We start from the raw sequence: 22,161 nt of genomic DNA, 5'->3' as shown, positions 1-22,161 counted from the left end.
AAATGGTAGTTGGAGATTTCCCTATTGAAACAGATACTATAGTAATCGGTGCAGGTCCTGGAGGCTATGTTGCCGCTATCCGCGCAGCACAGCTTGGACAAAAAGTAACAATCGTTGAAAGAGGAACTCTTGGAGGCGTCTGCCTGAATGTCGGCTGTATCCCTTCAAAGGCTTTGATTTCAGCTGGACACCGCTATGAACATGCTAAGCATTCAGAAGAAATGGGCATTTCAGCGGAAAATGTGAAAGTAGATTTCACAAAGGTACAGGAATGGAAAGCCGGAGTTGTCAAGAAGCTTACTGGCGGTGTTGAAGGCCTTCTTAAAGGAAACAAGGTAGAGATCGCACGCGGAGAAGCTTTCTTTGTTGATGCAAATACTCTGAAAGTAATGGATGAGAAGTCTTCCCAGACTTACACTTTCAAGAATGCAATCGTTGCGACAGGTTCACGCCCAATCGAACTGCCTGCATTCAAATATTCAAAGCGCGTGCTTGATTCAACAGGCGCACTGGCTCTTGAAGAAGTTCCTGAGAAGATTGTTGTCATCGGCGGCGGCTACATCGGAACCGAGCTTGGCGGAGCTTACGCTAACTTCGGTACTGAAGTGACCATCCTTGAAGGAACTGATGAGATCCTGAACGGATTTGAAAAGCAAATGTCTTCATTGGTTAAAAAGAACCTGAAGAAAAAAGGCGCTAACATCATCACTAATGCACTTGCAAAAGGTGTTGAAGAAACTGACAGCGGTGTAACAGTCAAGTATGAAGTAAAAGGCGAAGAAAAATCTGTTGAAGCTGATTATGTCTTCGTTATGGTGGGACGCCGTCCAAATACTGACGAGCTTGGCCTTGAGCAGGCCGGCGTTGAAATGTCAGACCGCGGCATCATCAAGATCGACAAGCAGTGCCGTACAAGCGTAAGCAACATCTACGCTATCGGTGACATTGTTGAAGGACCTCCTTTGGCTCACAAAGCTTCTTATGAAGGTAAAATCGCAGCTGAAGCAATCGCTGGCCACAATTCTGAGATCGACTATCTTGGAATCCCTGCAGTTGTATTCTCTGATCCTGAACTGGCTTCAGTGGGTTACACTGAGCAGCAGGCTAAAGAAGAAGGAATTGCAGTCAATGCTGCCAAATTCCCATTTGCAGCAAATGGCCGTGCCCTTGCTTTAAACAGCACTGACGGTTTCGTGAAGCTGATCACACGCAAAGAAGATGACCTTGTCATAGGTGCGCAAATTGCTGGTGCAAATGCATCTGACATGATTGCTGAACTTGGTCTTGCCATTGAAGCAGGCATGACTGCTGAAGACTTAGCTATGACTATCCATGCTCACCCAACACTTGGCGAGATCACTATGGAAGCAGCTGAAGTTGCACTTGGAAGCCCAATTCACATCATTAAATAATTTGTGACTGCATGCAGGACTTATAAAGAGAAAGACCTTTCCTCACAAAAGAGGGAAGGTCTTTTTTATGTGCCGGTCCTAAGTGCTTTAGACAGCGGTTCAATGATTTTGTCTTTTGATGCATCGCCATTCACTTTTGCTGTAATCCTGTTCTGGTGCAAAACTAAAATGGCCGGGCATCCTTTAAGTTCGAATGTACTATAATATTTTTTCGCCTTGGCAGCCGTTATGACTTTCATTTTCTTCATTTCATCCGGAAATTCCTTTTTCAATTCTATGATTGCATCATAATATGGTGCTTCATTTTGATAGTCAGATTCATCTGTAAAGAAAATCACCTGCTTTTGCGAGCTATCAAGCATTAAATCATCAGCAGCTTTCGTCTTGCTGCAGGAAACGGTCAATATCATAAAAGAAGCTAACAGCAAAAAACGGAAACTCTTCATTTATGCTCACCTTTTCTTCTCTTAATGTGTTAAAAGCTGTAAATAATTTCGTCATAATAGCCCATATTTTAACATAATAAATAGTAATATCTCCGCTTGTCACCCAATTGTTACAAAATTGAAAAATACCCGGCCGGAGTGCTACATATAATACATATAAGCCTGGATTACAAGCAAACATATGAAGGGAATATATATTGCAATTGGCGGTGTTTATATGAAGACTTATTCGGTGATCATGATCCAGCTGATTATATGGAGCGGCTATACTTTTCTGGAGTGGCTTTCTAAGCATGACCATCCAGTTTATAATGTTCTCATGTTTTTTGTATTTTTCTATCTTGCTGTTATTTTGGGTAATTTCATCATAAAATCACCGAAGAGAACTTTTATGGTCACTATGCTGTCTTTGGGGCTGTATGGTTCCTTTCAGGCGGCTCTGGCATTTATTCATTATTGAGAGTACCTGGTGGTAGTTGAACGGAATTTATAAGGCAGCCTGCAGACTTTCCTTTCTAGGCCATTTGAAGATATAAGGTGATGGCAGCATGGGCAGCTAGGACCACTATTCTTGGGAAAAGAAAAAATAGCGGTCCCAGCCGGGTGAGCTAGGACCACTATTCTTGGAAAAAGAAAAAATAGCGGTCCCAGCCAGTTGAGCTAGGACCACTATTCTTGGAAAAAGAAAAAATAGCGGTCCCAGCCAGTTGAGCTAGGACCACTATTCTTGGAAAAAGAAAAAATAGCGGTCCCAGCCAGGTGAGCTAGAACCACTATTCTTGGGAAAAGAAGGGATAGCGGTCCCAGCCAGGTGAGCTAGAACCACTATTCTTAGGAAATAGAAAAAATAGCGGTCCCAGCCAGGTGAGCTAGAACCACTATTCTTGGGAAAAGAAGGGATAGCGGTCCCAGCCAGTTGAGCTAGAACCACTATTCTTAGGAAATAGAAAAAATAGTGTTCCAGTCGGGTGAGCTAGAATCACTATTCTTAGGAAATAGGAAAATAGCGGTCCCAGCAGATCACCTGTAGCCTCACTTTTGAAAAAATCACAAACGCAGCAGGATAACAATGCTATATAAAAATACACCAACCAAAAAAGCTTCGGGATAAATCATCCCGAAGCTTTTCTATTATGCAGATTTTTGCTGTTTTTCCTTTGTATCGCTCACATTTTCTTCTTTTAAGGCTTTCATCAGTGAAACTACAATCAGGAGCATAATAACTGTAAATGGCAGGGCGGCAATAATAGACGCACGCTGCAGTGCTTCAAGGCCGCCTGTCCACAGAAGTATGGCTGCAGAAGCAGATTGGATAATGCCCCATACAAATTTAACTTTATTTGGCGGGTTCAGGCTTCCGTTCGTCGTTTGCATGCCAAGCACGAAGGTTGCCGAGTCCGCTGAAGTGATGAAGAAGGTGCTGATAAGGAAGATGGCAAGCAAGGACAGCACCATTGATAACGGGAAGTGCTCAAAGACAGCAAATAAAGCGATCTCCATGCCATTCTCGGTCATCGTATCCATGATTGGCGTATTTTCAAAGAATTCGAGGAAAATACCGGTTCCTCCAAATACTGAAAACCAAAGCGCACCGAATAATGTTGGTACAGCAAGGACACCGATGACAAACTCCCTGATGGTCCTGCCTTTTGAAATCCGTGCAATGAAGGTTCCCACAAATGGAGCCCATGCAATCCACCAGGCCCAATAGAAAATGGTCCAATCCTGGAACCATGTCAGTTCCTGATCAAACGGGCTGAGCCTGAAGCTCATGGATGGCAGGTTCTGCAAGTAAGAACCGATAGTAGTGGTGAATAGATCCATAATAAAATTGGTAGGCCCTACAAACAGCATGAATAGCAGCAGAAGAATGGCCAGGATGATATTAAGATTGCTCAAGTATTTAATGCCTTTATTAAGCCCTGTCTGGGCCGAAAGCATAAATAAAACCGTGACAGCCGCTATAATGATCATCTGTGTCCCGATGCCGTTGCTGACGCCGCTGAACACATGTGACAGGCCGCCGCTTATTTGAATGGCACCCAGTCCCAGTGAAGTGGCTACACCGAAGACAGTTGCAAATACTGCGATGAAATTGATTAGTACACCAAGCATTCCGTCAACTTTATCCCCTAAGATGGGACGGAGAATGGAGCTGATGACCCCTGGAGCCCCTTTCCTGAACTGAAAGTAAGCCAAAGCAAGGGCTATCACTGCATAGATGGCCCAAGGGTGGAGTCCCCAGTGGAAAAAGGAATATCTCATGGCTGTTCTGGCAGAATCCGGCGTTTCTCCGTCGCCGAATGGCGGATCGAAATAATGATACATAGGCTCTGCAGCTCCCCAGAATACAAGGCCTATCCCCATTCCTGCACTGAACAGCATCGCAAACCAGGTTAAATAACCGAATTCGGGCTGCTCATTATCTTTCCCTAAACGAATGTTTCCATACTTTGTGAAAATAAGTACAATAGCAAAAATTAAAAAGATCGAGGCTGACAGCATATAAAACCAGCCAAATTTCTCAAGGATGAATCCTTGAACATTTTGTGTAACAACGTCTAAATTTGCATTGGGCAATATCCTTTTTGGAATAAGCCCCCAGATAATAAATAATACAGTTACGATAACTGATACCCAAAAAACTGGTGTCAGTTTCTTCATCCAATCCCTCCAAATCAAATCATACATATGTGCAGGCTCAGCCATTGCTGATGAATGGGCTGCAGTTTTATGTTTAGAAAATAGTATGGTGTGGAAACAGTGGTTTAGGGAAAACAGCAGATAGAAATACTTTACGGATAAAAAGGGGGAGTTATTTCGATTGTCTCTACCAGTTACAAACCATTTTCTATACTAACATTTTATAAGTATAATAAAAAGCATAACGCTTATTGGAGGGGTAATGATGAATAAAAAAACTGCCGCCTTGGTGCTGTCTGCCATGCTGCTTTCTGCGTGCGGTGCAGGCGGAGAAGCAGGCAAAGATAAGGGAGAAGAGACGAAAAATGCCGTGGAAACGGCTAAAGAGCAGGGAAGCAGCGATGCGGAAGAAGCCGTTGAAAGCGGAGAGGCAAGCGGTTCTGATATAGAGGAGACCGGATCCAAGGAGGAACAGCCGGCTGAAACGGAGGATAAAGAGCCTTTATACCGCATTAATGAAAATAATTGGACTATTGAGCCGCTGGCAGATGCGAATAAAAAAGTGGTCCTCCTTACCATTGATGATGCGCCTGATAAACATGCCGTAGAGATGGCTAAAACATTGCATCAGCTGGGTGTCAGCGCCATATTTTTCGTTAACGGGCATTTTCTGGATACCCCGGAGGAAGAAGAAAAATTGAAAGAGATACATAATCTGGGTTTTCCAATCGGGAACCATACATACAGCCACAGTAATCTAAAGGAAATTACCCCGGCACAGCAAAAGGAAGAGGTATTGAAATTAAATAAACGTGTAGAAGAAATCATCGGGGAAAAGCCTCGATTTTTCAGGGCTCCTTTTGGGATCAATACCGATGCAAGCAGGGAGGCTGCTGCAGCGGAAGGAATGGAGCTCATGAACTGGACATATGGATACGATTGGGAAAAGGACTATCAAAACAAAGAGGCCTTGACGGACATTATGGTCAATTCCCCATATCTGACCGACGGAGCCAATCTGCTTATGCATGACAGAGATTGGACGAATGCAGCGCTGGAGGGGATTGTAAAGGGCCTTCAGGCAAAAGGGTATGAAATTGTGGATCCTGACAGGATCCAAACAGCTTTATAAACCAGAAAAAGAGCGGCATCGAGTGCCGCTCTTTCTTCTTACCTTCTAACATTCCCTTTAAATAATCTAGCTATTATAGTTGTGACTGCGAAAAAGAAAAGAAAATAGCTCAGCTCTGTCAACACGAGGGGCGTAAGCTTGTAATTCGTTTCTTTTTCCAGGGGAGATTCAAATTGTATAACCACCGGATATGCATCCTCCTGCTCTGGCAGATAGCTGGTCTGCTCGGCAAAAGGGAAAGGGCCCCCGAATAGAAGATTCTGTGTTAATGAATCCGGCTTGTCTTCCAGCCTTGCGTCAAAAATGAAAGGGGACACCAGTGTAAAAGCCAGACTGACTATTATGATGATTAGGACTCTTTTCTTCAAGCTGACAACTCCTTAATACCTGAAACTTATTTCAACGAATCTATATTATCATACCTTATTATTTTCGCCCGTTAAAGTACATAATTCTTCCGTTGAACAGCTGCAGTTCAGCCTGGAGTTTCTTAGCTAAAAATTTACAGAATTCATTCGCTTTGCTTTTGTCGCCCATTGCTGCATTTTCCGGCAGGGTAAGCTGTATATAGGATTGGATCCGCTCTGTGCTGTCAGCATCTTGTATCATTTCTGTTCCTACTCCTATCAGTATCGTATTATAACGGTCATCCAAAGATTGCAGCCAAAGCCGTTTTCCGTCTCCTTGTGTATATTCCTTTATTTCATAAGGAAAGGCTGCTTTGCTGTAACCCCAATCAACCTGATCGCCGGTTTTTGCGGTTATAGCTTTATAATATTCCAGTAAATCTTTTACCTCCTGAATTGTAATCGTTTCCTGGCTTGATGTTTTGACCAGTTTTATGTAAGCGCTGCTCGACATGAAGAAACCTCCTTTAAAAACAGAATATTTAGATTTAATTTTACCATTCTTGCGGGATGCTGTAACCTTATAGAAGTTTTTAATAGGGAATGATCCTTCCTCCCTGGAAAAAAAGAATGAAAAATAAGCGATAACCCGCAAAATGTGTCATACAATTTAGGCTTGATATTTTAATAATGTTATAATATTATAGGTTTAGAGTAAAATAAAACGCTTTCAAAACCAAATTCAGCGAAAAGGGGATTGAACAGATGGGCACAATTGTATGTCAGGATTGCAATTCAACAATCGATCACTTTGAAGATGAAAAGGTAACGGTTCTGTATGCGAAATGCAATTGCAGAAAAGGCGGACAAAAAGAGAAAAGCAATTAGAATCAGCATTAAAAATGATTTTATAGAAGAAAGCATGCAAAAATTGCATGCTTTCTTTTTTACTGTTTAGGAATTTATAATTAGTAATCCTTGTGGATTATTATCAATTCTTGATCCACGTCCAGCAGCTGCGCCGAGGTCACAAGCCAAACCTCCCAAAAAGGCAAAGAACGCCTTTCCGGGAGGTTCGTCTTGAAGCCCCCCAGGATGGGGGTCATGCAGACGTTGCAGCAGGACGTGGCGTTTTTAGTCTGCGTTCCTTAAGGGGTGGATCAAGGCGCTTGCGCTTTTGTTCCATATTCTTACCTGATCGCTTTATGCTCTTTAATCACACGCAGAAATTTGAAATCGTAGTCCTCAGGTCCCTGGACAGGCAGTCCTGCCTCCATATTTGTTTTAATATAGACAAGATTATCCTTCGTGATGATTTCCCCTGGAATGAAGATTGGGATTCCTGGAGGGTAGACCATGATGAATTCTGCAATGATGCGCCCTTCAGATTCGTCAAAAGGGACAAGCTCAGTTTCTGCATAAAAAGCATCCCGTGGCGTTAACGAAAGCACCGGTATATTAGGCAGCATCACTTTTGCATCCTTGCGTTCAGTTTCTTGAAGGCCGCCCGCAGATAATTCCCTGAGTGCCGCAAGCAGGGCATCTGCCTCTTGTTTGGTATCTCCTGGAGTAATGATGCAGAGGATATTATATAAATCTGATAGCTCGACCTCGATATTAAACTTCTCGCGGAGCCATTTTTCTACATCATATCCTGTTACATTTAACTCTTTCACAGAGATAATCAATTTGGTCGGATCATAATCATAAGCCGCCTTGGTTTCAAGAATCTCGTCACCGACACAGTAGAGGCGGTCAACCTCATTGATTTCTTTCCTCATATACTGTGCCAGGTCTATTGTCCGCTCAATCAGCTCTTTCCCCTCTGTAGCAAGTCTTCTTCTTGCAACATCAAGAGACGCAAGCAGCAGATAGGAGGTAGAGGTCGTTGTCAGCATGCTTAGGATCGACTGAACGCGCTTAGGGGAAACAAGATTTCCTTTAACATTCAGGATTGAACTTTGCGTCATTGATCCGCCCAGTTTATGGACACTGGTAGCGGCCATATCGGCGCCAGCCTGCATCGCAGACATCGGCAGGTCTTCATGGAAATGAATATGAACACCATGTGCTTCATCCACAAGGACAGGCACCTCATAGGAATGAGCGATCTCAACAATCTCCTTCAGGTTTGCTGATATTCCAAAATAGGTAGGATTGATAACCAGCACACCTTTAGCGTCGGGATGCTGGCTAAGTGCCTTCTCCACTGAATCCGTAGTGATTCCATGTGAAATTCCGAGCTTTTCATCAACCTCCGGGTGAATGAAAATAGGGGTCGCACCTGAGAAGACAATGGCTGACATCACAGATTTATGAACATTTCTTGGTACGATAATTTTGTCCCCAGGCCCGCAGACTGCCATGACCATCGTCATGATCGCTCCGCTGGTTCCCTGAACTGAAAAGAATGTATGATCTGCACCAAATGCTTCTGCAGCCAGGTCCTGCGCCTGTTTGATGATTCCTTTCGGCTGATGGAGATCATCAAGGGGGCCGATGTTAATCAAATCGATTGACAGGGCATTATCTCCGATAAATTCACGGAACTCCGGGTCAATTCCCGCCCCTTTTTTATGTCCGGGTATATGAAATTGAATAGGGTTCTTTTTTGCATGTGCCAGTAAACCGCTGAATAACGGTGTTTCAGATTGTAGCAACTATTCCCACACCTCTTTAATCATTGTCGTTAATATACTTATAAAACAAATGAATTATAGCATTAAAGCATATGGATGCAAAGCGATTCTAGCCGGCATTGGCAGGCAAATTTGCAGAGCGGCTGAATATATCCCTTTTCTGTAGCATTCGATGAAATACTCTTGACTATTCGCCCCTGCGCCCATACAGTGGATTTCCGGTTTCCCGCCTGTTAAAAAAGGAATTTTCAGCTGCTGTCCCGAAGTATTTGAAGGAGAATTGAGAAGGAAAAGGGGAGACAAAGATGAAATGGCAGACTAGAGTAACGGATTTATTGGATATACAGTACCCGATCATTCAAGGAGGCCTCGCGCATCTTGCGTACTCTGAGCTTGCAGGAGCGGTTTCCAATGCAGGCGGACTGGGACAAATAACAGCCATGTCGCTGCCTTCGCCGGAGGAGCTCAAAACGGAAATCAGAAAGGTCAAAACGATAACGGAAAAGCCTTTTGGCGTTAATTTTGCCATCGGGCAGCATGGCAGGCCGTTCGAGGGGTTCCTGGAAGCAGCGCTTCAGGAGGGTGTCCCGGTCATTTCCATGACGGGCGGGAATCCGGCTCCGATTTTTGAGATGCTGAAGGGAACTGATGTCAGGAAGCTTGTGCTTGTGGCGGCAAGAAGGCAGGCTGTTAAAGCAGAAGAACTCGGCGCGGATGCTGTGATGGTTGTCGGCCAGGAGGGGGGAGGGCATCTTGGAAGGACAGATACCGGGACAATGGTGCTTGTTCCCCAGGTTTCAGATGCTGTGTCGATTCCAGTGATCGCCTCTGGCGGGATCGGCGACGGCAGGGGCTTGATGGCTGCCTTGAGCCTTGGTGCGGAAGGAATTGAAATGGGCACAAGATTTGTGGCTACAGAAGAGTGTGTGCATGCTTCAAAGCTGTATAAAGAAAGACTGGTCGGGGGATCGGAAAATGACACCATTGTCATTAAACGTTCGCTCGGGGCTCCTGCGAGGGTCATTGCCAACTCATGGGCAGACAGAATATTGGAAATTGAAAAGAATAATGGCAGTTATGAAGAACTGAAGGATTATATAAGCGGGCAGGCAAACAAGCGCTATATCCATGACGGCTCTGAAACTGAAGGATTTGCCTGGGCAGGGCAGGTAATGGGCATGATTAAGGATATTCCTTCAGCTGGCGATCTGGTCAGCAGGATTATTAAAGAAGCAGAAGATATCCGTCGCTCATGGGCAGACTAGGACAAGAATTGCAAAATTTTCTTGGACTGGTTAAAATCAGCTAAGATGCTTGAAGAGGAGTGAACATCTTTGGAATATCAATATCCAATCGACCCGGATTGGTCGACAGAAGAAATTGTAGACGTGATAAAGTTCTTTGAGAGCGTTGAAGCCGCTTATGAAAAAGGGGTCGACAGGGAAATCCTTATGGATTCGTACCGCCGTTTTAAAGAAATTGTACCAGGCAAGGCCCAGGAAAAGACAGTCTGCAGCGAATTTGAAGAAACGAGCGGGTATTCGCCATACCGTTCCGTAAAAGCAGCCAAAGAGGCAAAAGCCGGGGACAAAGTAAAAATGAAGTAAACAAAAGAACCTGCATCGATCTGATGCAGGTTCTTTTGGCAGTTTGGGCGTCTGGACCCGTTTATGCCATTTTGTATAGGGGTAATAGATTTTTAAATACAGAATCAGCTTTCTGCAGGAATTCCTCAGCGCTGAGCTTGATGGCTTCTTCACGCGGTATGTTGACACCGCAGAGGATTTCCGCCTTTTTAACGTTTTCGAGGCGGTCGAACATGGCCTCAAGTTCTGACTTATCAAGGGAACTGTGAGAAACGGCGCCAGGCTTTGTGTGATCTCCTGACCATACATAGCTGCCGGGGATGCTGCTGTAGATTTCGCTTAAGTTTTTCTTTAATGCAGCCCCGAATTCCTTTTTATTGGGTGCTTCGTAAATGGTGGCAAACCAAATGAACACATGGCTTTCCCATAATCCGATCTGAAAATGGGGGAGCATTTTATATCCTCTTGGATTAGCCGCAAAGGCAACCCAGGTATCATTTGGCGGATTGATTGTCCTTCTGGCATGCTTGGCAACATGGGGATGCATTTCATCTCCTGTAAGAGCTGATAAGCCCGGCGCAAAATAGCTGCCCAGCTCCTCAAGCTTTGGACGGATATTTTCTTTCAAGCTATCCATTCTTTCTTCTAGTCCATCTATTTTAAAAACATCAAAGTCTGCATTGGAAAAGCCGCTGAATGGCATATGTATAACCTCCTGCTGATTTTGGCAACATTGTAGCACAGCGCAGGAAAAAGGGGAAATGAACAGCTTCTGACCTCTTATTTACAGGCAATGGGTATCAGCACAATTTTGTTGCAACTGCTTTGAGGACTTCATATTATAATAAAAAAGATATCTGAAAATTCAACCAAAACCGGAAGGGGTGCAAGATCATGAAACAATTAATTAATTCTGTAAAGAAGAAAGCCGGTGAAAAGGAAAGAACCGCCGTACTGAGGCTTGAAATGGATTATGAACTGGCGACACTTTTCGAAGCAATGGGCGACAATAATGAGAATGTCAAAAAAAGAACAAAACAAAAGCTCGAAAAGATACGTGAAGAGCTGGTTAGGCTGAAAGCGCTGTGAGAGAAAGGCTCTAGCATTTATTTAAATATATATAAAGGTTCATTAAAAGGAGAAAAAATGTCAGAATGGTCAGCTGAAAACTTCAATAGAAAATAAAAACGGGCTCCCGGTAACATGGCTGGAGTCCGTTTATTATTTTTTCTGAAGGGAAAAAAGAAGGATATTGCTTAATAGAGTGAGGCGGGGGGACGCTAGGCTTGAGAAGTTCCTGCATTTCCGATAATCTTATCATTAATATATGGCCGGGCGCAGGGCGCTGGCAGCTGGAGCCCGGCCTTTACGGAGGAAAGAGAAATGACGAACTGGGATCATATTGATGAAAAAGCAAAAGAATGGGTAAAAGAAGCCGGAAGACGGATCAAGGATTCTTTCCAAAAAACGCTGACTATTGAAACGAAATCCAACCGGAATGATCTTGTGACTGACATCGACCAGGCGACCGAGCAGTTTTTTATCAGCAAAATCAATGAAACATATCCTGAACACCGCATTTTTGGCGAAGAAGGATTTGGGGACAAAATAGAGGATCTGGATGGAGTTGTCTGGATTATCGACCCAATTGATGGAACAATGAATTTTGTTCATCAGCAAAGGAATTTCGCCATATCGATCGGGATATATGAAGATGGGGTTGGAAAGATCGGCCTTATTTACGATGTGGTCCATGATGAGCTTTATCATGCTTTCCAGGGTAAAGGCGCCTATCTGGACGATATGCAAATACCGAGCCTGAAAGAAGCAAGTGTCCAGGATGCTATCATAGGGCTGAATGCTACCTGGGTCACTGAAAACAATAGGATCGACCCAAGTCTGCTGGCCCCGCTTGTCAGGGATGTTAGAGGCACCCGTTCATACGGATCTGCTGCTATTGAAATGGCTTATGTTGCAACAGGCCGCATCGATGCATATATATCACTGAGACTGGCCCCGTGGGACTTTGCTGGAGGGAATATCCTTATAACCGAATTGGGAGGCAAAGCGACTACCCTGAAAGGGGAAGATCTGAACCTGTTAGAGCAAAGCTCAGTTTTCATCTGCAAGCCTGGCCTGCATGAAAAGATCCTCAGGGACTATTTGCAAAATGGCAGCTGGTAAGATCACCTCAAGGAGCCTTTCAGCAGGAGACTATGCTTTTTTTCAATATTTGGCTGACCATTCAGGAGAATGGCTTGTGCATGAGACACAGGGGAGGGGCATTGAGGAATACATAGAGGCGTATTCAGAACTTGATGGAGAATGGAGAGTGTGGGAGAAGGATGGTGAAAGGGCGGGTGTTACCTTCCATGTAAGAAGGGCACCTTCTAACCGGAAGCCTTGGCTCGGGACTATCCTTGTTCACCCGGACAGAAGAGGGACAGGCCTTGGCTGCGGGATCCTCTTGACACTTGGGGAAGAATTGGCTGCAGAGAATAAGGCGGTATTTGCCGCTGTTCCAGCAAGTGAATCCGGCTGGCTGGAGTTTCTTTCGAAAAGCGGCTTTGAGCAGTATAAATCCGAAAAAGATGAAGGAGGCAAAGAGCACCTCCTTTTGCTGAAGCCTCTTCAGCCATGAACAGCAACAGACTATAAAAAGAAGCCGGACCCCCAATGGGCCGGCTTCTTCGCTGGTTCTATAGTTATAATAATCCGTTTTCGCGCATTTTCTTCTTGGTTTTAAATCCGAAGCCCATTACAAGCACAAGGGCTGCAATACAGGCAATTACCCCGAATATACTTTTCTCGGCAATCGATATGCCGACACCCATGATGCAGGCTGCTGCTGCCACGGCAAAGAATAATAAAGGCCACTTAATGTTTTTCAAAAAAATCCCCCTCCCTAAAGTTTAACCGGGACCAGGCACCTGAAGATTCACTTAAAATCATAAGCAAGTCCAGAATTGAAGCATGGAAAATGTATATCAAGCCCAGTCTTTAGGTATAGTGTAGATATGTGTTCTTTTCTTTAAAATTTATTTTACACAAAAAACTTTTAGTTTACCACTGTCATTATGGTATAATGTTTTGGTTGTGATTGTTTATAAAGCTTTAAAATAAATTAGCTTAGAATATAGCTAGGAGTGAATTTTTTGAAAATCAGAGAAGATCTTCGCAATATCGCGATTATTGCCCACGTTGACCACGGAAAAACGACACTTGTTGACCAGCTGCTGAAACAGTCAGGAACTTTCCGGACTAATGAGCATGTGGAAGAACGTGCGATGGATTCCAATGACCTTGAAAGAGAGCGCGGAATTACCATCCTGGCTAAAAATACAGCCATCCAGTACAAAGATACAAGAATCAATATCCTTGATACTCCGGGCCACGCTGACTTTGGCGGCGAGGTTGAGCGTATCATGAAAATGGTTGATGGTGTTCTGCTTGTTGTTGACGCATACGAAGGCTGTATGCCGCAGACGCGCTTTGTATTGAAAAAAGCGCTTGAACAGAATCTGACGCCAATTGTTGTTGTCAACAAAATTGACCGTGACTTTGCGCGTCCTGCCGAAGTCATTGACGAAGTCCTTGACCTGTTCATCGAGCTTGATGCCAATGAAGAACAGCTTGAGTTCCCTGTTATTTATGCATCTGCCATCAATGGAACAGCAAGTACAGATCCTGAAAAGCAGGATGAGAACATGCAGTCCCTTTATGATGCGATTGTCGATCATATTCCTGCACCAGTTGACAATAGTGAAGAGCATCTTCAATTCCAGGTTGCCCTTCTTGACTATAACGACTATGTCGGAAGAATCGGGATTGGCCGTGTTTTCCGCGGAACCATGCAGGTCGGCCAGCAGGTTGCACTCATGAAGCTTGACGGAAGTGTAAAACAATTCCGTGTAAGCAAAATTTTTGGCTTCTTCGGGCTGAAGCGCCAGGAAATTCAGGAAGCGAAGGCAGGCGACCTGATTGCCGTTTCCGGAATGGAAGATATCAATGTAGGGGAAACCGTTACACCTGTTGAGCATCAGGAAGCTCTTCCTGTCCTCCGTATCGACGAGCCTACACTGCAGATGACATTCCTGGTCAATAACAGTCCATTTGCAGGAAGAGAAGGCAAGTTTGTTACATCACGTAAAATTGAAGAAAGGCTTCGTGCCCAGCTTCAGACAGATGTAAGTCTTCGCGTAGAGAACACTGAGTCACCGGATGCGTGGGTCGTGTCAGGACGCGGTGAGCTTCACCTTTCCATCCTGATTGAAAATATGAGACGTGAAGGCTATGAGCTTCAAGTGTCAAAGCCGGAGGTCATCGTAAAAGTAATCGACGGTGTAAGATGCGAGCCTGTTGAGCGCGTGCAGATCGATGTTCCTGAGGAGCATACTGGTTCAATCATGGAATCAATCGGTGCCCGAAAAGGCGAAATGCTTGATATGATTAATAACGGCAGCGGCCAGGTCCGCCTGATCTTTAACGTTCCTGCTCGCGGCCTGATCGGATATACAACTGAATTCCTGACGCTTACCCGCGGATATGGAATCATCAACCATTCCTTTGACAGCTATCAGCCAATGGCACAGGGCCAGGTTGGCGGAAGGCGCCAGGGTGTTCTTGTGTCCATGGAAAGCGGAAAAGCTTCTACTTATGGAATCATGCAGGTTGAAGACAGAGGAATCATCTTCCTTGAAGCCGGAACAGAAATCTATGAAGGCATGATTGTTGGAGAACATACTCGTGAGAATGACATCACCGTCAATATCACAAAAGTAAAACAGGCTACCAATATCCGTTCTGCCAATAAAGACCAGACGGCTACTATGAAAAAGCCGCGCATCATGACGCTTGAAGAAGCGCTTGAGTACCTGAATGATGATGAGTATTGCGAAGTGACTCCGGAATCCATCCGCCTGCGCAAGAAAATCCTGGATAAGAACGAACGTGAACGGATCGCTAAAAAGAAGAAATACGCAGAAACGAACTAAAGACTTAAAAAGGAGGAGAGCAATATGATTGCTGAACGCCTGTCTTTTTTCGCCGCGTTATATAAAGTGGACGAGAATCCTGAATTAGGAATGTGGATGCTCTATATAACCATCATTCTTTTATGTGTAGTCGTATTCAAGCTCGGATTTGCCAAAAAGCTCCCGCTGGCAAAGTCGGCTGTCATTTATTTGTTTTTAATCCTGGGCTGCACGGTCCTGACCTTTTTGGGAGTCTTTCTCCCAATTGGGGAGGGCCTGGTGGTTGCCGCCCTTATCCTGATCATCTATAAAATCAGGCTGCACCAGCAGAAAAAACAGGAAGCAGGCATGTAGCAGCCGGGGAGGCAGGTCGTTATGATGAAATCTCTGCAGGATTCAATCTATAATTGGCTTACAATCAAGGTTGTTTGCGATGCACGGCCGGAGGATACTGCAGCTGCAGAAACGGAAGAAATGTTCAAAGCGATTCTGACTGAGGACTTAAAGCTTTCAGAGATTGAGGCTGTTAAAGAAGCGGATTTTTACACTGTCTTTTTTACAGATAAAAATGAAAGAAGAAGCTTCCGTTTTCCGGCTGAGCTGATCAATGTCATGCTGGACCAAATCAATGAAGAGCCGGAGAAATATCCGAACTTCCCATTATAAGAAAAACCCGCTTCCCCCATCAGGGCAAGCGGGTTTTTCTGATTCCCAGCCAAAAGAAGCTGGCGAGGACTATGCTGTAGAGAATATGGCCTGCTGTCCACAAACCGAATGCCATCATATCACCCGGGAGCGGTACCTGCCGCTCTGCCAGAAGGGAGAGTGGAAAATAGAGCAGGAGGGCAGGAAAAGTGATGGCAAACGACCATAAAAAGCATCCCCGCAGTGTCGGCCATTTTCCGGCCTGCAGAATAAGCAGCAGGCAAAAGCTTAACAGCAGCGAAAATAGGAGATGGAAAAAGAATTCAGATGCCTCGCTCCAGCGAATATCCCCCAGCACGGGAATAAAATCGATATTCAGAAGCAGCACATACACTTTCTTGCCGGTCAATGTTTCAGCGGCCTTCAGGAATAATCCCAAAAAAAAGCCTGCTCCAGCCCCGGAGGCAAGGGCGGTTTTTACCATTCCTCTTCTTCCGTGCGGCTCCGGTAAAGCTTAAAGTTGCCTGTGGCGGCCCTTTGGTTGGTTTTTTCCGTTATTCTTTCTTCGCACGGCTTGCACATATACGTATGGATCGGCCGGTTACGCAGGCGTTTTGCCTGAAATGATTCATTTTCAATCGATTCTATCTTATCGCAAAGCACACATTTTACTCTCATAATGACACCCCGATTTATTAATGTAGTTGAATGATCAGAAGTCTGAAGCACTGGTCCTCGCGGCCGGCCCTCTGCCTATTTTTCAGCCGGAGGGACAGCCCGTCAGAAAAGCTGCTTATCTATATTGCTTATTTATATTATAGTACAGTTTGGCAAGAGTTTCGAATTAGATTGCACCGGGGGCAGAGCATCTGGGAACGGGTTCTTGAAAGTTGGGGAAAGTCATACTATTATAGGACTAAGAGGAGGGGAAAGTAATGGCAAATCAAGTTGAGCCGAGGCTGATCAAGCCCTTATTCGATGAGCTTCAGCAGGAGCGGTTTGTTACTCTCGCAACAGTGGACCATGAAACAGGCGGGCCGAACGTGAATGCTATATCATGGGTCCTGGCAAAGGATGAAGAAACAATCTGCTTTGCTATTGACAGCAGATCGAGGATTATTGAAAATATTAAACATAACAGGCATGTAGTCATCAATATCATTGCCAACGAATCTACATACTCCATCCAGGGAGAAGCGGCAGTGAAGCTGGAAAAAATGGAATCTGTCCCCCTCAAGCTGGCACTTGCAGAACTGAAGATCAGTGAGGTAAGGGATGTTATGTTTTATGGATCTAAAATGACAGCTGATCCCCAATATGACAAAACATATGATAAAAAAGCAGCAGAAAGGCTCGATCAGCAGGTGATGGAGGCCATGAAAAAAGCTTAGTCGCGGGTGATATTGTCCCCTTTAAGTAGACATTCAAAAAAACCTTCATGTTACCATGGAGGAAAGAATGCTACTTGGAGGGGATTTTTTCATGGCAAAGAAAGGACAAACTTTTAATAGCTATTCGGAGGAGTTTAAACATAATGCCGTCATGAGATACGTGAATGGGTCTAAAAGTTATAAAGTGTTGGCAGAAGAATTGGGAATCCGTCACTGTAGCCAGCTAAAAGTGTGGGTTAAGAAATGGAAAGAAGGAGTCCCGTTTGATGAGCGTAATGGAGTCTCTAACCCTTTAAAAGGCAGGCCTAGGACTAAATTCAAATCGGTTGAAGAGGAAAGGGATTATCTAAAAGCACAGGTTGACTTTCTAAAAAAGCAGTATCCAAATCTGGTAAAGGAGGAGGAAACATACCCAGAGGAATAAAGTATGAGCTGATCGATGAGCTAAGGGATACCTATCCGGTATCCTGGCTGCTGGAAATAGCCTATATCAAACCGGCTAGTTATTACAAATGGAGAAAAACGAAAGCTATACGGGAAGAAAAGGCTAGGGATGACCATGACATTCGAGAACACATATTAGGGATTCATTTCATACATCCTGAATATGGTCGGCCACGTATTACAGACGAATTACATGAAAACGGGTATGTAGTTAACCACAAGAAGATTAACAGGCTGATGAAGGAAATGGATATACAATCAGTCATCCGGAAGAAAAGAAAACGGCACGGCCATAGTCCTTCTATCATCTTCCCTAATCGCCTTAAAAGGAATTTTAAGGCTGCAGGACCTAATCAAAAAATGGTAACGGATATCACATATATGTCTGTTGGAGAAGAATTTTATTATTTATCGGTCATACAGGATCTCTTTAATAACGAAATAGTCAGTTGGGAACTATCTAAGAGAAATGACCTGGAACTTGTGTTAGATACGGTAGAAAAATGGACAAAGAAAAAAGACGTAGCTAAAGCCGTTCTCCATTCAGATCAAGGCTTTCAGTACACGTCAAAGTTATACAGCAGCCGATTAGAGAAGAATGGCATCAAGGGCAGCCACTCTCGAAAAGGAAACTGCCTGGACAACGCGTGTGTAGAATCATTCTTCTCACACCTCAAAACCGAGAAGCTGTATATGAATAAATGTAAGTCAGAAAAAGAACTAGAGCAAGCTCTTGAGGATTACATCTACCATTACAACTACAAAAGAAGACAAAAGAAACTAAAGAAACGCGCACCGATTGAATATCGACACGCGCTCACTGCATAGCTTTTTATTTTGTCTACTTGACAGGGACAAGACCACGGGACTAAGCTTTTTTTGTGCTGATTCATATAACTTTAATCTTTATGGTAATTCGATTGCTTTTGCTGCTTATCCTCCAGCTCAGAACGTTCTGATGAATTGAGCTTGTTTTTTGGCTCCTCGGTCGCATCCTTCGGCTGGGGCTCAGTGATGTCCCCGGGAACTTCAGGCATAATCCTTCCCGTGATATCTGCGAGTTCATTCAGTATGCCCTGGATGGGACGCCCGTTTTGTATATCCTGGCCGACTTCCCGGATCCTCGCATTCAAGTCCGGGTCTGCTACTACAAGCGCCCTTGCCCCATGAGGGTCGTTGCGCAGGCTTTCTGTAACAGAATATTTAATGGAGCCCACTTCAGATCTGTCTATATCTTTATCCACATCAATCCCTACAATGGCATATCCTGCGAAAACCACAGCCGCCGCATCTTTGACATTTGGCACCCTTTCTGCCAGATCTACAAGATGCCTTGAGATCTCCTGTTCTGATTCCCTGCTGTTATTCGTAATGGTGCTGTTCTTAACATTCACCAGATTCCGGCTGCCGTCATCTGCTGATTGGCTGTTCGCAGCACAGCCTGCCAGCATTGAAACAGCGGCTATATAACCAAGCCATCTCTTCAATTTAAGCACCTCCAATTATTCTTATTCCAGATGTTTTCCAGATGCTGAAAAGCTACATGCCCGGGAAAGTTCTTCGTAAGGATTATTCTGCAAAAATTCGTCTATCTTTATGCAGGAAAACATATAGTTTACCAAGGCTTGTTTCTTAAAGCTTATGATTGCTTCTTCAAGCCAGGCAAAATGCAGGCTCCGGACAGCGAAATATAAGCCTTAGAAGAAACATTCATTTTGACCTACAAGGAGCAGGAGGCATCATATTGACGAAAATATATGTATTGGATACCAATGTCCTGCTGCAGGACCCGCATTCTATCTTTTCTTTTGAAGACAATGAAGTAGTCATTCCGGCAGTTGTCCTGGAAGAGGTTGACTCTAAGAAACGATATATGGACGAGGTTGGGAGAAATGCAAGGCAGGTTTCGAGGCTGATTGATAATCTGAGGGAAACCGGCAAGCTGCATGAAAGGATTCAGCTTGAAAATGGCGGGGGACTCAGAATTGAGCTGAATCACCGGTCTTTTCATGAATTGCAGGAGATATTCATTGAAAAAACAAATGACAACCGGATCCTTGCAGTCGCAAAGAATCTTTCACTGGAAGAAGAGACTAAGGAAAACGGCCGCCCGGTCATACTTGTCAGCAAAGATGCATTAGTGAGGGTGAAGGCGGATGCAATCGGGCTTCAGACAGAAGATTTTCTGAGTGACAGGGTGGTTGAAAATGACCATATTTATACGGGATTTCTTGAGGTGTATGTAAGCGTCGATCTTTTGGGGAGATTTTATGAAAAAGGGGAGGTGCCGCTTGCTGATATAGCCAATCACCCTTTTTATCCCAACCAATTCATCATTATGAAAGATGCACTGGGCTCTTCTTCTTCTGCGATAGGCATAGTAGACCAGGCGGGAAAGAAAGCCAGAAAGCTTGTGTTTGACGGGGACCATATCTGGGGGATCCGCCCTCGCAATGTACAGCAGACAATGGCCGCAGAGCTCCTTCTCCGTAAAGATGTGCCGCTTGTGACGCTGGTTGGGAAAGCGGGGACAGGGAAGACACTGCTCGCACTGGCAGCCGGCCTGATGCAGACTGAGGATTTCGGAGAATACAAAAAGCTGCTGGTGGCCAGGCCGATCGTTCCTGTAGGCAAGGATATCGGCTATCTCCCGGGGGAGAAAGAAGAAAAATTAAGGCCATGGATGCAGCCGATTTACGATAATCTGGAATATCTTTTTAATGCCAAGAAACCGGGCGAGCTTGATGCCATCCTTGCAGGGATGGGGTCGATCGAGGTCGAGGCGCTCACATATATAAGGGGAAGAAGCGTGCCGGATCAGTATATCATCATTGATGAAGCCCAAAACCTTACCAAGCACGAAGTAAAGACCATCCTTACCCGGGTGGGAGAAGGAAGCAAGATTGTCCTGATGGGAGATCCGGAACAGATCGACCATCCGTATCTTGATGCCTTCAATAATGGACTTACCTATGTAGTGGAAAGATTTAAGGACCAAAAGATTTCAGGCCATACTAAGCTTATTAAAGGGGAAAGGTCAGGTCTGGCACAGCTGGCAGCTGATCTTTTATAAGAGGTATATATATGGCGGGCTGGAGCGGGATATAGCAGTTTCAATTTCATGTCATCCGTATGGCGCACGAAAAAGGGGAACTTGAGCCGCTGTATCAGTAAGAGAGGGAACAGCGGCCTTTATGGAACTTACTCCTGTAATACAAAAGCTGATTACGCCCTGTAGAATATTAATCTTATGCCCATAATTAAAGAGGGCGGAGCATCCCGGCTCCCCCCTCCTGCATGATAATCAGCGAACGATGAACTGCTTTATATGCTTGATCGGATTATCCTTATTGCTTCCGTCTCCGTAATAGACGTGCACAGGGCCGTCCTCTTTCAGCGGCTTGCCGTTCAGAGAGTAGCCGAGGATCAGATCTTCAGCGGTTTCCAGCGGCATTTCCACCTCGCCGTCACCGGCAGAGATGACAAAGGAAGAGGCATCTTCAGCAGGTTCGGCATTTTTAAGGAAAGGCTTTAAGGGAATGCCAAAAGTCCCGTTAAGCACTTTTTCTTTCTCGAATTTTTTTTCGGTCTTTAATGTCGGAGGATGGACAGCACCCTCCATGATTTCTCTGTCCCAGTGCTTTGAAACTGATTTGGTATACTCTTCGAGCTCATCCTTTTTGATGATATCAGCGTGAAAGAATTCGTTCAGGTCTACCCTTCGGTCATCAAAAATCCATACACCGGGATCAAGTGTGATCTCAAATTTCACTTTCCCTTTTATCATTATGATATTGTCCATAACTAGCTACCTCCTGTATGTACCTTCTTAAATTATACCTATTTTTGTCTGTGAAAGATACTATGGGACCCTCACACTGGAAGCCCCTCCTGGCGGGGTGCTGGTATTTCTCCCCGCATGTGCAGCTTTCCCCTTATATGTCTTGCATTTTTGCCTTCTTAAGTATAAAATTTATAGATAGATAATCGCTCGGAAACGGGGGGATCCATGTTGGCGTCAGAACTGATAGTCGATCATCAAGAAAAAGCCAATGCCTTGCTTAAGGCGGACGCTGATAAAATATTAAAGCTTATTAAAGTGCAGATGGATAATCTGACAATGCCCCAGTGCCCTTTGTATGAGGAAGTGCTTGATACGCAGATGTTCGGTTTATCCCGTGAAATAGATTTTGCCGTCCGGCTCGGGCTCATCGAGGAAAAGACAGGCAAAGCCATCCTGGGAGAGCTTGAAAAAGAACTCTCCATCCTGCATGAAGCTTCATTAAGAAAATAAATGTAAAAAACTCAAACTTTCTTTTAACACAAGGGTTTGAGTTTTTTTGTACATGCTATGGTAAAGAAAAAGAAGTGCAGCATAATTTTAAATAGTATGACATAATTCTGATGTTTGATGAATTAATATGTTACATTAAAATTAACATTTCTTTACTTCAATGCAGGAATCTCCTTTCTATAGTAGAATAGGTAATACAACGCAGAAGA

28 protein-coding genes are annotated in these 22,161 nt (G+C 44.4%); 17 read left to right on the top strand and 11 right to left on the bottom strand.

Annotated features, from left to right (window positions below; all coding sequences use genetic code 11):
• The first annotated feature begins 2 nt into the window (after positions 1-2).
• Positions 3-1,412, top strand: a complete 1,410-nt coding sequence (gene lpdA / locus ABU165_RS09740; protein WP_009791093.1) for a dihydrolipoyl dehydrogenase — start codon at positions 3-5, stop codon at positions 1,410-1,412.
• Positions 1,413-1,477: 65 nt separating this feature from the next.
• On the opposite strand, the gene ABU165_RS09735 is transcribed toward lpdA, so the two are convergent.
• Positions 1,478-1,858 carry a hypothetical protein gene (locus ABU165_RS09735; protein WP_022543673.1) on the bottom strand — a complete coding sequence of 127 codons (381 nt, stop codon included), beginning with the start codon at positions 1,856-1,858 and terminating at the stop codon, positions 1,478-1,480.
• 217 nt (positions 1,859-2,075) lie between these two features.
• Between ABU165_RS09735 and ABU165_RS09730 the strand changes: the two genes are divergently transcribed.
• Positions 2,076-2,318, top strand: coding sequence for a hypothetical protein (locus tag ABU165_RS09730; RefSeq protein ID WP_094768895.1), 243 nt, complete (start codon positions 2,076-2,078; stop codon positions 2,316-2,318).
• A 671-nt stretch (positions 2,319-2,989) separates the two neighbouring features.
• Here the strand turns inward: ABU165_RS09730 and ABU165_RS09725 are convergent.
• Positions 2,990-4,522 carry a glycine betaine uptake BCCT transporter gene (locus tag ABU165_RS09725; RefSeq protein WP_094768877.1) on the bottom strand — a complete coding sequence of 511 codons (1,533 nt, stop codon included), beginning with the start codon at positions 4,520-4,522 and terminating at the stop codon, positions 2,990-2,992.
• Between the two features lie 241 nt (positions 4,523-4,763).
• Between ABU165_RS09725 and ABU165_RS09720 the strand changes: the two genes are divergently transcribed.
• On the top strand, positions 4,764-5,633 hold the full coding sequence (locus ABU165_RS09720; RefSeq protein WP_318060140.1) for a polysaccharide deacetylase family protein: 870 nt from the start codon (positions 4,764-4,766) through the stop codon (positions 5,631-5,633).
• A 38-nt stretch (positions 5,634-5,671) separates the two neighbouring features.
• Here ABU165_RS09720 and ABU165_RS09715 read toward each other — a convergent pair whose 3' ends face one another.
• Positions 5,672-6,001 carry a hypothetical protein gene (locus tag ABU165_RS09715; protein WP_009791099.1) on the bottom strand — a complete coding sequence of 110 codons (330 nt, stop codon included), beginning with the start codon at positions 5,999-6,001 and terminating at the stop codon, positions 5,672-5,674.
• A 58-nt stretch (positions 6,002-6,059) separates the two neighbouring features.
• Positions 6,060-6,494, bottom strand: a complete 435-nt coding sequence (locus tag ABU165_RS09710) for a DUF1885 family protein (RefSeq protein WP_101550705.1) — start codon at positions 6,492-6,494, stop codon at positions 6,060-6,062.
• Positions 6,495-6,745: 251 nt separating this feature from the next.
• Between ABU165_RS09710 and ABU165_RS09705 the strand changes: the two genes are divergently transcribed.
• A complete protein-coding gene (locus tag ABU165_RS09705; protein WP_083783061.1) occupies positions 6,746-6,868 on the top strand; it encodes a GapA-binding peptide SR1P in 123 nt (40 codons plus the stop codon).
• Between the two features lie 302 nt (positions 6,869-7,170).
• Here ABU165_RS09705 and ABU165_RS09700 read toward each other — a convergent pair whose 3' ends face one another.
• Entirely contained in the window at positions 7,171-8,640 is a 1,470-nt protein-coding gene (locus tag ABU165_RS09700) for an aminotransferase class I/II-fold pyridoxal phosphate-dependent enzyme (protein ID WP_009791103.1), read from the bottom strand.
• A gap of 284 nt (positions 8,641-8,924) precedes the next feature.
• Between ABU165_RS09700 and ABU165_RS09695 the strand changes: the two genes are divergently transcribed.
• The gene (locus ABU165_RS09695; RefSeq protein WP_318060139.1) at positions 8,925-9,884 is read left to right on the top strand and encodes an NAD(P)H-dependent flavin oxidoreductase; all 960 of its coding nucleotides are present in this window, start codon (positions 8,925-8,927) and stop codon (positions 9,882-9,884) included.
• A 69-nt stretch (positions 9,885-9,953) separates the two neighbouring features.
• Positions 9,954-10,226, top strand: coding sequence for a UPF0223 family protein (locus ABU165_RS09690; RefSeq protein ID WP_009791105.1), 273 nt, complete (start codon positions 9,954-9,956; stop codon positions 10,224-10,226).
• Positions 10,227-10,287: 61 nt separating this feature from the next.
• Here ABU165_RS09690 and ABU165_RS09685 read toward each other — a convergent pair whose 3' ends face one another.
• Positions 10,288-10,908: a YktB family protein gene (locus ABU165_RS09685; protein ID WP_009791106.1), complete on the bottom strand. Its 621-nt coding sequence runs from the start codon at positions 10,906-10,908 to the stop codon at positions 10,288-10,290.
• Positions 10,909-11,099: 191 nt separating this feature from the next.
• Between ABU165_RS09685 and ABU165_RS09680 the strand changes: the two genes are divergently transcribed.
• The 3 genes from ABU165_RS09680 (at position 11,100) to ABU165_RS09670 (ending at position 12,846) form a co-directional block, all read left to right on the top strand.
• Positions 11,100-11,294, top strand: coding sequence for a hypothetical protein (locus ABU165_RS09680; RefSeq protein ID WP_318060138.1), 195 nt, complete (start codon positions 11,100-11,102; stop codon positions 11,292-11,294).
• Between the two features lie 294 nt (positions 11,295-11,588).
• Positions 11,589-12,389 (top strand): inositol monophosphatase family protein, encoded by an 801-nt coding sequence (locus ABU165_RS09675; RefSeq protein ID WP_318060137.1) that lies wholly within the window; start codon positions 11,589-11,591, stop codon positions 12,387-12,389.
• Positions 12,376-12,846, top strand: a complete 471-nt coding sequence (locus tag ABU165_RS09670; RefSeq protein ID WP_318060136.1) for a GNAT family N-acetyltransferase — start codon at positions 12,376-12,378, stop codon at positions 12,844-12,846. Before ABU165_RS09675 ends, ABU165_RS09670 begins: the two co-directional genes overlap by 14 nt.
• A 64-nt stretch (positions 12,847-12,910) precedes the next feature.
• Here ABU165_RS09670 and ABU165_RS09665 read toward each other — a convergent pair whose 3' ends face one another.
• Positions 12,911-13,096, bottom strand: coding sequence for a YlaF family protein (locus tag ABU165_RS09665; protein ID WP_009791110.1), 186 nt, complete (start codon positions 13,094-13,096; stop codon positions 12,911-12,913).
• 264 nt (positions 13,097-13,360) lie between these two features.
• Between ABU165_RS09665 and typA the strand changes: the two genes are divergently transcribed.
• Genes typA through ABU165_RS09650 form a run of 3 tightly spaced genes read left to right on the top strand, consistent with a single transcriptional unit; the run spans position 13,361 to position 15,844 of the window.
• Complete coding sequence (gene typA / locus ABU165_RS09660) at positions 13,361-15,199, top strand: translational GTPase TypA (RefSeq protein WP_009791111.1); 1,839 nt, start codon at positions 13,361-13,363, stop codon at positions 15,197-15,199.
• A gap of 24 nt (positions 15,200-15,223) precedes the next feature.
• Entirely contained in the window at positions 15,224-15,532 is a 309-nt protein-coding gene (locus ABU165_RS09655; protein WP_009791112.1) for a YlaH-like family protein, read from the top strand.
• A 24-nt stretch (positions 15,533-15,556) separates the two neighbouring features.
• Positions 15,557-15,844 carry a hypothetical protein gene (locus tag ABU165_RS09650; RefSeq protein ID WP_318060178.1) on the top strand — a complete coding sequence of 96 codons (288 nt, stop codon included), beginning with the start codon at positions 15,557-15,559 and terminating at the stop codon, positions 15,842-15,844.
• A gap of 19 nt (positions 15,845-15,863) precedes the next feature.
• On the opposite strand, the gene ABU165_RS09645 is transcribed toward ABU165_RS09650, so the two are convergent.
• Both ABU165_RS09645 and ABU165_RS09640 read right to left on the bottom strand, forming a co-directional pair.
• On the bottom strand, positions 15,864-16,307 hold the full coding sequence (locus ABU165_RS09645) for a hypothetical protein (protein ID WP_009791114.1): 444 nt from the start codon (positions 16,305-16,307) through the stop codon (positions 15,864-15,866).
• A complete protein-coding gene (locus tag ABU165_RS09640) occupies positions 16,301-16,501 on the bottom strand; it encodes a YlaI family protein (RefSeq protein WP_009791115.1) in 201 nt (66 codons plus the stop codon). Before ABU165_RS09640 ends, ABU165_RS09645 begins: the two co-directional genes overlap by 7 nt.
• A 257-nt stretch (positions 16,502-16,758) precedes the next feature.
• Between ABU165_RS09640 and ABU165_RS09635 the strand changes: the two genes are divergently transcribed.
• From ABU165_RS09635 to ABU165_RS09630, 3 genes are all read left to right on the top strand, one after another.
• On the top strand, positions 16,759-17,214 hold the full coding sequence (locus ABU165_RS09635) for a pyridoxamine 5'-phosphate oxidase family protein (protein ID WP_009791117.1): 456 nt from the start codon (positions 16,759-16,761) through the stop codon (positions 17,212-17,214).
• Between the two features lie 91 nt (positions 17,215-17,305).
• Positions 17,306-17,638: a transposase gene (locus tag ABU165_RS25195; protein ID WP_165352585.1), complete on the top strand. Its 333-nt coding sequence runs from the start codon at positions 17,306-17,308 to the stop codon at positions 17,636-17,638.
• The gene (locus ABU165_RS09630; protein ID WP_396349975.1) at positions 17,623-18,486 is read left to right on the top strand and encodes an IS3 family transposase; all 864 of its coding nucleotides are present in this window, start codon (positions 17,623-17,625) and stop codon (positions 18,484-18,486) included. The genes ABU165_RS25195 and ABU165_RS09630 overlap by 16 nt, the downstream gene beginning before the upstream one ends.
• A 71-nt stretch (positions 18,487-18,557) precedes the next feature.
• On the opposite strand, the gene ABU165_RS09625 is transcribed toward ABU165_RS09630, so the two are convergent.
• Positions 18,558-19,145, bottom strand: a complete 588-nt coding sequence (locus tag ABU165_RS09625) for a YhcN/YlaJ family sporulation lipoprotein (protein ID WP_022543679.1) — start codon at positions 19,143-19,145, stop codon at positions 18,558-18,560.
• Positions 19,146-19,402: 257 nt separating this feature from the next.
• Here ABU165_RS09625 and ABU165_RS09620 point away from each other — a divergent pair, with 257 nt between their 5' ends.
• Positions 19,403-20,731, top strand: a complete 1,329-nt coding sequence (locus ABU165_RS09620; protein WP_009791119.1) for a PhoH family protein — start codon at positions 19,403-19,405, stop codon at positions 20,729-20,731.
• 231 nt (positions 20,732-20,962) lie between these two features.
• On the opposite strand, the gene ABU165_RS09615 is transcribed toward ABU165_RS09620, so the two are convergent.
• A complete protein-coding gene (locus ABU165_RS09615) occupies positions 20,963-21,460 on the bottom strand; it encodes a molybdopterin-binding protein (RefSeq protein ID WP_009791120.1) in 498 nt (165 codons plus the stop codon).
• Positions 21,461-21,670: 210 nt separating this feature from the next.
• On the opposite strand from ABU165_RS09615, the gene ABU165_RS09610 reads away from it, so the two are divergent.
• Positions 21,671-21,952 carry an Fpa/YlaN family protein gene (locus tag ABU165_RS09610; RefSeq protein ID WP_094768883.1) on the top strand — a complete coding sequence of 94 codons (282 nt, stop codon included), beginning with the start codon at positions 21,671-21,673 and terminating at the stop codon, positions 21,950-21,952.
• Positions 21,953-22,161 lie beyond the last annotated feature (209 nt).

The sequence above is a fragment of the Cytobacillus sp. T106 genome (assembly GCF_040492155.1).
GTDB lineage: Bacteria > Bacillota > Bacilli > Bacillales > Cytobacillaceae > Bacillus_AB > Bacillus_AB infantis.
This window is presented reverse-complemented; position numbering and strand designations above follow the sequence as displayed.